This window comes from Myxacorys chilensis, from assembly GCF_059505265.1.
Genome location: NZ_JCACKG010000122.1, coordinates 1 through 8,950, shown reverse-complemented (window position 1 = coordinate 8,950; position 8,950 = coordinate 1). Strand labels below are relative to the sequence as shown.

Sequence of the window (8,950 nt, the reverse complement as noted above, 5' to 3'; positions counted from 1 at the left end):
AATATAACAATAGAAATATAAGGGTGTCAAGCTGTTCGATAGGGAAATTTGGAAATAAGATGAGCGAAAGGCTGGAAATTAAGCTGGAAAAAGGGTCAAGCGATCTGCCTCTTGAAGCGAGAGAGTAGAGATAGCTTCAAATGACGAGAGAGTAGATAGCAGGTTTTTAAGATGCGAGAACAGATAGCGCGGTAGATTGAAGGCAGAGTTTTAGTAGCTTCTATCGTAAAGCCCTTGTTTAGAATGAGTAGTTCGATCGCAGTGATACCGCCTTTTTTACTACTGGATAGGTTGTTGCAGGATTGGTTGAAAGAAGACATCGGGCGAGGCGATCGCACTACCCAAAGCCTTCTTTCTACAGGGGAGAACCAGAATTATGCTGCTTGGATTGCTAAAGAGAATGGCATCGTGGCCGGATTACCAGTTGCGGCTAGAGTCTTTCACTTATTAGATCAATCTGTGGCATTTGACCCTCTAGTGTTTGAAGGAGAGTTTGTCAAAAGAGGACAAACTCTCGCTGAAATTCGAGGTTCGTTTGACGCCTTGCTGACAGGAGAACGAGTAGCGCTGAATTTAGCAATGCGATTGAGTGGTATTGCAACGTTGACCCGGAAGTATGTGGAAAGAATTGAAGATTTGCCTGCTCAGTTAGTTGATACACGGAAGACTACGCCTGGCTTGCGGCTTTTGGAGAAATATGCGACGCAAGTAGGAGGAGCGGTGAATCATCGAATGGGACTAGATGATGGGGTGATGATCAAAGACAACCATATTGCGGCGGCGAGAGGAATTGGAACCGCGATCGCGCAAGTCCGCGCCCATGTTCCTTATCCTCTTAGTATTGAGGTTGAAACCGAGACTTTGGAGCAAGTCGAAGAAGCACTGCACCATAAAGCCGACATTATTATGTTGGACAATATGCCACTTGATTTAATGCGACAGGCAGTAGAAAGAATTCGTCAAGAGAGCAGCCGCGTCAAGATTGAGGCATCGGGAAATGTGACGCTTGAAACGATACGGGCGATCGCAGAAACCGGAGTCGATTTTATTTCCAGCAGTGCCCCAATTACGCGATCGCCTTGGTTGGATTTAAGTATGAAATTCAAGGTATGAAATTAAGGTGTGGAGATGAAGTGAACCCAAAAGCCGTCATTTCCTGTGCAGAGGCGTGAGGTCAGGATGTAAGAGTTCGCTATTCTAAAAAGACTCTCGCTAATTTCAGGCTGAACAATTATGAACGCGACGATCGCATATTTGAAGAACTGTTTTGAGCAAGCGTTGATTGCCGCCTTTGGCGATGATCTGGCGGGAGTTGATCCGGTGTTAGTGCCAACGAGCAATCCTCAGTTTGGTGACTATCAATCGAATGTGTCGATGTCGCTGGCAAAAAGATTGGGCAAAGCACCAAGAGCGATCGCACAAGATCTAGTCCAAAAACTTGATCTCTCAGACATCTGTGAACCACTTGAAATTGCAGGTCCGGGTTTCATTAATATCAAGCTGAAAACAGAGTACTTGCAATCACAGTTAGCGGCAATGCAAGGCAGCAGCCGTTTGGGAGTAGAAGCGGCTAAAGCCCCAAACCGCGTTATTGTAGATTTCTCTAGCCCCAACATTGCCAAAGAGATGCATGTGGGGCATCTGCGATCGACAATTATTGGCGATGCGATCGCGCGAGTTTTAGAATTTCAAGGTCAAGACGTTCTACGGCTAAATCATGTTGGAGATTGGGGCACTCAATTCGGAATGCTGATCACCTATTTGCAGGAAGTGTGCCCTCAAGCATTAACTACGGCTGACGCATTAGATTTGGGTGATCTAGTTGCATTCTACAAAAAAGCGAAACAACGGTTTGATGAAGACCCAGAATTTCAAGAGAAGTCGCGACAGGAAGTTGTCAAGTTGCAGTCTGGAAATCCAGAAAGTCATCACGCATGGCAATTACTCTGCAATCAGTCACGGCGCGAGTTTCAGATTATTTACGATCTGCTAGATATTTGTTTAACCGAACGGGGAGAGTCGTTTTACAATCCGCTTTTGCAACAAGTCGTAGATGATCTTGAGCAAACAGAATTGCTTGTCGAAGATCAAGGGGCAAAATGCGTTTTTCTCGAAGGCTTTACTAATCGAGAAGGAGAGCCATTACCGCTAATTGTGCAAAAGTCGGATGGTGGCTACAACTATGCAACAACAGATCTAGCGGCAATTCGGTATCGGATTCAAACCGATCAGGCTAAACGATTGATCTATGTTACCGATGCAGGACAGGCAAATCACTTTGCACAAGTTTTTCAAGTGGCACGTCGGGCGGGATGGATTCCTGAAGGGGTAGAAATTGTTCACATTCCGTTTGGTCTGGTGCAGGGCGAAGATGGAAAAAGGCTGAAAACCCGTTCGGGTGACACGGTTCGACTGCGAGATTTATTGGATGAAGCGATCGTGCGATCGCGCGCCGATTTAGAAACTCGCTTGAAAGAAGAAGACCGTCATGAATCAGAAGAGTTTATTGCTCATACTTCTCAAATCGTGGGTATCAGTGCGGTTAAATATGCCGATTTGAGCCAAAACCGGACCAGCAATTACATCTTTAGTTTTGACAAGATGTTGGCGTTGCAGGGCAACACTGCACCCTACATGCTCTATGCCTACGTTCGAATTCAAGGAATCAGCCGTAAAGGTCAAATTGATTTTGACAATTTAGGCTCAGATATCAAGATTTTGCTACAAGAAGAAACCGAATTTGCTCTAGCAAGGCATTTGCTGCAACTTGATGAAATGGTTGATCAAGTCAGTCAAGATTTGATGCCTAACCGCCTGTGTCAGTACTTGTTTGAACTAAGTCAGAAATTCAATCAATTCTACGATCGCTGTCCCGTTCTGCAAGCAGAGGAGTCAGTCCGAACATCGCGATTAGTTCTCTGTGATTTAACAGCCCGTACCTTAAAACTTGGATTGTCATTACTTGGAATCGGAGTACTAGAGCGGATGTAAGGATGCGATATTATCCCAGTAGTTCTATAGAAAAGGCTCTGAGAATAATGTCTAACGTTCTTATTCAGCTTTTAGCCATTGGTTTAGCAGCGGGGATCGCGGGAGGAGTGTTTGGAATTGGAGGCGGAGCGATTATGGTTCCGGCAATGGTTTTGCTATTGGGAATGGATCAAAAATTTGCAACTGGAACCTCGATCGCTGCGCAAATTCTACCTATTGGTATCCTTGCTGCTGGCGTTTACTACCGGAGTGGGAATCTCAACATCAAACACGCACTTGTAATTGCCCTTGGTTTAGTCGTTGGTAATTTGTTTGGTGCATTGTTTGCTAATCAACCCTACATCAGTAGTGACCTAATCAAAAAACTCTATGGATTGTTTCTGCTAGGAATCGGATTGCGTTATCTGTTAGTTCGCTAATCGGTTAAATAATTTCTGGTACTCGTTCTCAGTGATCAAATCTTTGGTACTTTCAACGCGATCGAGAAAGACAATGCCATTAAAGTGGTCGTATTCGTGTTGAAAAATACGGGCAACAAAATCGGTTAACTGCCTTTTTTGAAGATTGCCATTGCGATCGCAGTACTCAATTTCGATAGCTTGATATCGGGGAACCAGTCCACGAATTCCTGGAATGCTGAGGCAACCCTCCCATCCTTTCACCATTTCTGTCGAGTGAGACAAAATTTGAGGATTAATCATCGGCGTTGGCTCCATTTCCGGTGCAGTTGGATAGCGAGGATTTGGGCGCGATGCCACGATCATCAGTTGAAAAGATTGGGCGACTTGAGGTGCAGCAATGCCAACACCGTTAGATTGTTTAACTGTGACAAGTAACTGGTCAATGAGTGCTTGAATTTGATCGTCCTGAATATTCGCAATCGCTTGCGCTGTCTGTCTAAGAATCGGATGCCCGAGTTCAATAATATCTAAGGTGTCTACCATTGAGTTACTCCTAATAATGGTTTCTATAAGCAGTGTAGGGCGTCTCAATTGAGACGCCCTACTGCATTAACTACTAGTGGACTGTCAATGAGATTTTGAGGGATGAAGGATGAAGCACTAGCCGCCGCCTACTCGGTTTGAGCCGTTTGAGTTGGAAACGCTCCAGGCTGAATCGCTACAGTAGTTTCACGTCCACCTCGATTGACTTCAATCTGAAGGCTGTTGCCAATCGAACTGCTTTCCACAATCTGTTGAACTTGACTATCTGTTGTCACCGTTTGACCGTTGATTTTCTGAATCACATCACCCGTTCTTAATCCTCCCTTTGCAGCGGGAGAATTGGGCAACGCCCGGAAAACCACAACCCCACGATCGGCTTGAACCTGAAAACCTACCTCGCGATCGCTGTTAATCTGTTGCTTCAATGCGGGCGTCAATGTTCGCATCTGAATGCCAAGGTAAGGATGATCAACCTTGCCTTTAGAGATCAACTGTTGAGAAATTCGTTGAGCCGTATTAATTGGAATTGCAAAGCCTAAACCCTGTGCGCCGCCAATAATAGCGGTATTCATGCCAATCACTTCACCCCGTTGATTGAGGAGCGGTCCACCCGAATTACCCGGATTAATCGCTGCATCGGTTTGAATGAAGCTGACGCGCTTATCTGCAACTCGAACTTCAGCACTTGAACGACCCGTCGCGCTGATGATTCCCGCCGTTACCGTGTTGTCTAAACCTAACGGGTTGCCAATCGCGATCGCCCATTCCCCTGGCTTTAGTGCTTCTGAATTACCCAGAGTTACCACAGGCAGATTATTTGCCTGAACCCGAACCACAGCCACATCAGTCAATGAATCTTGTCCTACAACTTTGCCTTTAAGCTCACGCCCATCTTTAAGAACAACGTTGACCGAATCGGCTCCGTTGACAACATGAGCATTCGTCAAAATCAACCCATCTGCATTGATAATAAAGCCTGACCCCGTTCCCCGCTCAACCCGAGATGAGGGCGCATTTGGAACCTGACCACCAAAAAACTGGCGGAAAAACGGGTCATTAAAAATGGCAGGAACGCGAGATTGAACCGTTCTCGAAGAATCAATCCGTACTACGGCAGGACCCACTCGCTCAGCCGCCGTTGCAATAAAATTACCGTCTGCACCAGACAGAATAGTAGACGTTCGGCTTTGAGCAACAGCGGGCGGAGGTTGTAGCACATCAGACGACAACAAGCGATTTCCAGCAAGGGCTGTACTAGCTCCCACTAAAGGCAGCATTAAATAGACAGCAGACTTTTTCCAATTCTGATTATGCTGAGCATTGCGATTCGGCATCGGTCTATAACTCTCCTTATTGACAAACCTTATATACAAAGCAAGAATGCAAATCAAGCATCGTTTTCACTGCCTTCAGCACCGACCCCAACCAGACCCATTTGAGAGGAGATGCACACGTCATCCTGCTCTATGAAGCGGATGTTTCTAGTTTAAGAAGTAAATATGTCATTTGGGTCGCGATCGTGTGGATTCTGCTTTGTGTTCTCCTGTTCTTACAGGTATGGAAGCTAACGTTCTTGGACGAAGGAACTGCTCAGTTTGCTCCCCAACACCAAAAAATAATTTTATTTCCTAAGCGGTTTCTTTGTCATTTCAGATTCACGCTCAACACATACCTTTGACAAATGAGCTTGATACGGTAATTGTCACAGGTGAATGAATGGTAAGAGTGAGTTAATCGCACGTGGTAACGTCAAGCCTTTCTCATCGGCTGATTGAGATGATGCCGATTTAACAAAGGTGAGGCGACGCTACACGCAGTTGGCTCGCTCCTTTTTATTTCTGTAGCTTTCTATCTCTTTTTTATCTCTGCGGTTGATATGCAGCACAGGTTGTTTATGATTAGCGCTACCAATTTGGCTCTGTCAAACTCAAAAGGATTGCTAAAGCTAGACAACCTTACCTTAATCAAGATTATCTCTGAGAAAAATGAAAGGGTTACTAATTTGACGATTGCTTAGTCTTGTATTTTTGCAAAACCATCGAGTTACTTCTAGAAGAGCACAGTTCTTTCAATTCATTTGCCGTTTCTAAACAGCAATGTTTATTGATCAAAACTAATTAAAATTTGGTTGATCTCAAATCATTCTTTATGGAGTACTCTATTCTAGGGGTTTACTAGCCCCTTCGTATTGGACTAAATTAACAGCAACTTTGGAAGAATAGAAACATATCTTCGGGTAATATGCACTCAAACGCTAATATTCGACACGATGTTTTTCGTACAACTAAGTTAGCGAAATCCAGTAAAATAGAGCCAACATCCATCCGTTCAGACGCAAGTTGATGACTAAGAAGAAGAAAATTGAGCCGCTCCTGGGCGAAGCTTTGCTCAAAAAAGTTAAGGAACTAGACGATCTCAACAAAGAGGAAAAAGCAAGAGAATGCGGCTATTACACTGTGACCAAAAACGGTGTTGAACGAGTCAATATGATGAAATTTCTCAATGCATTAATTGATGCAGAGGGAATTGAATTAGATGGTAAACAAGGAACCAATGGGCGTGGGGGTCGCAGCGCTAGTTACCGAATTAGCGTGCAGTCCAATGGTAATCTTTTGATTGGTGCGGCTTATACTAAACAGATGGAGCTTACCCCAGGGGATGAGTTTGAGATTTCTCTCGGTCGCAAGCATATTCATCTGCGTCAAATCGATCGTCAAGACGAGGAAGCAGTTTTATAAACTCAACTGGATAAATGCCTTTTATGGAAAATATCGACTGGACAACAGCGATCCCTGCCGGCGCAGCGATCGCTATCTTTCTCGGTGGATTCTTGATGATGTTTACTGGAATTTGGACGAGTCGAAAGCGGTAACATCCTCTATTACGTTTTCGGCTCAAACTGATGTCTCCAACGAAAAATGGGACGGAACGATAGCTGCTTCTATCGGCTCTTTGGCTTGCTGAGCATGAGATGAAATTGTTAAATACGGAATTAAAGATTCTCTTGTGAGCGCTAGATTGCAGGCGAGCGTAATTCCTTCTTGTTCTAGCAAGCCAATAATTTGATGGGTTTCTTCGCTATCAATTACCGGCAATTGATGCAAGCCACGAGTTGTCATTCGGTCAAGGGCTTCGACTAATGGCTCTTCTTTGTAAGCATACAGAATGTCAGTTGTGCAGACATCATTGACACTCTGAGTCATTGGCGAGTAATTGATGCCGTCAGCATGATGATTTTTTTCCCATCGCGCGATGGCGCGATTAATGTCTTGCAAAGTAATGATGCCGATTAGCTGGTCGTCTTGATTCACAACTAGCGCACTATGACGTTGATATTGAATCAACGCGAGTCCTGCTTCTGGTAACAACAAATCAGCCGATAATCGCAAAAAATTAGATTGCATCGCTTCTGCAACCGACAGATTTTTGAGAATTTCTTGATTTTGGTTAGCAAACCGCAAATCTAGAGAATCAACTTCTGGATTTGCTTCAACAGGTTTAAGCGTAGACGGTGCAACTGGGTTTCGATTCAGCCATTCTGCTAACCACACACTTAACCCAACTGCTGCCATTAGTGGCAAAACAATGCGATAGTCACGAGTCATTTCAAATAGCAGTAGAACAGCGGTTAATGGGGCATTTACACTCGCCGCTAACACGGCTGCCATGCCGACCATCGCATAAGCCGGAGAAGCCGCGATGCTAGAAGCAAACATAGGAAACACAAATGGCAAAACCTTTCCGTAAGCTGTTCCCAGCGTCGCACCTAAATACATGGCGGGCGCAAACACTCCGCCCACTAAGCCACTGCCTAAGCTAATTCCCGTGACCAAAAGTTTGACGACCAGCAGCGTCAGCAGTAGACCAAGTGAAAACTCTGCATTCCGCAACATCGCTTCAATGGTGTCGTAGCCAATGCCTAGAACTTGCGGCAAGCGCAGTGCTACTATCCCAACACAAAGTCCGCCTAGGATGGGGTGAATTTCTCGCGGAATGTTAGTCAACCATCCAAACCCTGAAACTTGCCCTTGAAACGCTGTCTGAGTCCCCTTCAAAAACTTGGTATAAGCGATCGATACAATACACGCAAACAGCCCTAGACCCAAATACAACGGCAACTCCAACGGACTCCGCACCTCATAAGCAGGCAAATCGAACGCGGGTTGTCCTCCTAGCCCAATCTGGCTGATCCAAGCGGCGACGACTGCTGCTAGAACGACCACACTCGCTGTCGAGGTTTCAAACGTTGTACCCAAAACGACTTCTAAGGCAAAAAACACGCCTGCGATCGGGGCATTGAATCCAGCCGCCAACCCAGCTGCGGCTCCAGCTCCCAATAGCAGACGCTGGCGGTCTTGAGAGACTTTCAAGAGTTGACCTAAAAACATGCCGACGTGAGCGCCAATTTCGACACTTGGCCCTTCGGGTCCGAGCGATGCGCCAGAACCGAGCGAAACAGAAGCGGCGATCGCTTTCCCGATCGCTCGACTCGGCGACAGTTCTTTTCCAGACTGAACAGCGCTAATCAACCCCGAAATACCTGCTCCAAAGTCTTTAATTTTCCATCGCATTACACTTACGATCGCGCCACCTAAAATAGGTACACAGGCTAGTGTCCACGGGCCTAGTCGCCCAATGTGTCCCATCAGGTCTTCCAACATCAAACGATGAATGATCTCAATTAGATATCGAAATGCAACAACACCTAGCCCAGCTCCGCCCCCAATTAGAACTGCTAGCATCAAAACAATTGTTTCAGGAGGGGGCTGTAGACGGCTAAGGAAGCGGTTTGGTTTGGACTCAGACGGAATTTGCTGCTCAGATAGTAGAACGTGCGGAGGGGCAGATGGCATTTCTTTGAAACGGAAAATTTTAATAAAATTAAATTTTGTTGCTGTCTCTCATTGTGATGGATCTTCCATCTCTAAGACAAGAAATATTTTTCTAAACCGCTTTATGCCTAGGTTGTGTTGACATTTCAGCGAAGTTCAATCAGCAAGGCAGTGAAATAAACA

7 protein-coding genes are annotated in these 8,950 nt (G+C 45.4%); 4 read left to right on the top strand and 3 right to left on the bottom strand.

The window, feature by feature from the left end; genetic code table 11:
• Window positions 1-243: 243 nt before the first annotated feature.
• The 3 genes from nadC to AC5JLB_RS08895 all read left to right on the top strand — a co-directional run bounded on the left by nadC (window position 244) and on the right by AC5JLB_RS08895 (window position 3,410).
• Window positions 244-1,113 (top strand): carboxylating nicotinate-nucleotide diphosphorylase, encoded by an 870-nt coding sequence (nadC, locus tag AC5JLB_RS08905; RefSeq protein WP_495873473.1) that lies wholly within the window; start codon window positions 244-246, stop codon window positions 1,111-1,113.
• A gap of 120 nt (window positions 1,114-1,233) precedes the next feature.
• On the top strand, window positions 1,234-2,991 hold the full coding sequence (gene argS / locus AC5JLB_RS08900) for an arginine--tRNA ligase (RefSeq protein WP_495873472.1): 1,758 nt from the start codon (window positions 1,234-1,236) through the stop codon (window positions 2,989-2,991).
• A gap of 47 nt (window positions 2,992-3,038) precedes the next feature.
• The gene (locus AC5JLB_RS08895; RefSeq protein ID WP_495873471.1) at window positions 3,039-3,410 is read left to right on the top strand and encodes a TSUP family transporter; all 372 of its coding nucleotides are present in this window, start codon (window positions 3,039-3,041) and stop codon (window positions 3,408-3,410) included.
• On the opposite strand, the gene def is transcribed toward AC5JLB_RS08895, so the two are convergent.
• On the bottom strand, window positions 3,399-3,935 hold the full coding sequence (gene def / locus AC5JLB_RS08890) for a peptide deformylase (protein ID WP_495873470.1): 537 nt from the start codon (window positions 3,933-3,935) through the stop codon (window positions 3,399-3,401). The two genes, AC5JLB_RS08895 and def, sit on opposite strands and share 12 nt — an antisense overlap.
• A 128-nt stretch (window positions 3,936-4,063) precedes the next feature.
• Entirely contained in the window at window positions 4,064-5,269 is a 1,206-nt protein-coding gene (locus AC5JLB_RS08885) for an HhoA/HhoB/HtrA family serine endopeptidase (RefSeq protein ID WP_495873469.1), read from the bottom strand.
• Between the two features lie 1,008 nt (window positions 5,270-6,277).
• Here AC5JLB_RS08885 and AC5JLB_RS08880 point away from each other — a divergent pair.
• A complete protein-coding gene (locus AC5JLB_RS08880; protein WP_495693096.1) occupies window positions 6,278-6,673 on the top strand; it encodes an AbrB family transcriptional regulator in 396 nt (131 codons plus the stop codon).
• Window positions 6,674-6,829: 156 nt separating this feature from the next.
• Here AC5JLB_RS08880 and AC5JLB_RS08875 read toward each other — a convergent pair whose 3' ends face one another.
• On the bottom strand, window positions 6,830-8,788 hold the full coding sequence (locus tag AC5JLB_RS08875; protein WP_495873468.1) for a chloride channel protein: 1,959 nt from the start codon (window positions 8,786-8,788) through the stop codon (window positions 6,830-6,832).
• Between the last annotated feature and the right edge of the window lie 162 nt (window positions 8,789-8,950).